This window comes from Halorubrum sp. CBA1125 (genome assembly GCF_009742825.1).
Classification (GTDB): domain Archaea; phylum Halobacteriota; class Halobacteria; order Halobacteriales; family Haloferacaceae; genus Halorubrum.
The window spans coordinates 1-1,445 of record NZ_WPCE01000350.1; the positions used below are offsets into that span (position 1 = coordinate 1).

The following is a 1,445-nucleotide window of genomic DNA, read 5'->3' on the forward strand; positions in this document are numbered from 1 at the left end:
GATCGCCGCGTACGCCCGGGCGTCGACGCCGACGTGGCGTACGTCGAGCGGGTCGCGGCCGAGCGGATCGCGCAGTACGCGGTGGCGTTCGCCGGGCTCGAAGTCGACGTGGTGATCTACCGCGAGCGGCTGTTGGGCTCCGACGCGTTCGAGACGAAGTACGCCGTGGTTGAGCCCGACCTGCTCCCGGGCGACGAGGCGCTGATCGCGGAGTGCAAAGAGCGGATCTGGGAGACGACCGTGAACGGCGTCGTCGAGGACCGCGAGGCGTTCGTCGCCGCCCACGCCCGGCGGTTCCTCTCGCGGCGGCTCACCGCGCGCAACACCCGCGCGTGGCTCGGCGCGGCGGTCCACCGGGCCCGGTCCGGGCTCGCGGAGCGCGGGCTCGCCGTCCCGCCGGTCGACTCGCGGTACGCCCGCGACCGCCTCGACGACCTCGCGTACTACGTGCTCCGCGACTTCGTGGGCGAGGGGATCCTCACCGTCCCGATCCGCGATCCCCACCTGGAGGACGTCGAGGCCAACCGCGTCGGCGAGCGCGTGAAGGTCGTCCCGCGGGCGTCGGTCCTCGCGGGGGCGACGGCGGACACCGACCGGGGAACGCCCGGAGTCGGCACCCGCGTCCCGACCAACCTCGCGTTCGAAGAGGAGACCACGTTCGTCAACGTCGTCACCGGGCTGGCGGCCCGCGACGGGACCGAACTCAACGCCTCGACGCCGTCGGCGAAGGTGAACCTCGACCTCGACGGCGTCGACGAGACGGTCCGCTGTGCGGTGGCGCTGCCGGTCATCTCCGAGGGCGGCCCGCACGTCTCGATCCGCAAGCAGTCGGCGGACGCGCTGACGCCCGCCGACCTGATCGACCGCGGGACCCTGTCGGTCGATCTTGTCACCCTGCTGTGGCTGCTGTACGAGCACCGCGGGGTCGTCCTCTTCGCCGGGCCGACGGGCGTCGGAAAGACGACGCTGCTCAACGCCCACACGCCGTTCATCCCGTTCGACGCCCGGCCGGTCTCGATCGACGAGGGGTCACGCGAGGTCCGGCTCCCGCACGAGACCGGGGTGTCGCTCACGACCCGGGACCACGAGGACGCGTACAAGGCGGTGACCATGTCGGAGCTGATGACCGAGGCGAACTACCTCAATCCCGACGTGGAGGTGATAGCCGAGATCAACACCCCGGCGAGCTTCGAGACCTTCGCGGAGAGCGTGAACACGGGTCACGGGGTGATCGGGACGACGCACGCCGAGGACGTCGAGGCGCTCGTCAACCGCGTGATCGAGCGGGGGATCCCGGCGTACCTCCTCCGCGAGGTCGACCTCGTCGTCTTCCCCCGCCAGACCGGCGGCGAGCGGTACGTCGCGCGGGCGGTCGAGCTGCTCTCCGCCGACGAGCACGCGGCGCTCGACCCGGCCGCCACGCGCGACGCGGCGCCGACCGACCC

At 72.3% G+C, this 1,445-nt stretch carries 1 protein-coding gene; it reads left to right on the forward strand.

Annotation, left to right across the window (positions count from 1 at the left end; translation table 11 throughout):
* Window positions 1–1,445: type II/IV secretion system ATPase subunit (locus GJ633_RS16580; protein ID WP_197431389.1), on the forward strand; the 1,445-nt coding region annotated here is incomplete at both ends.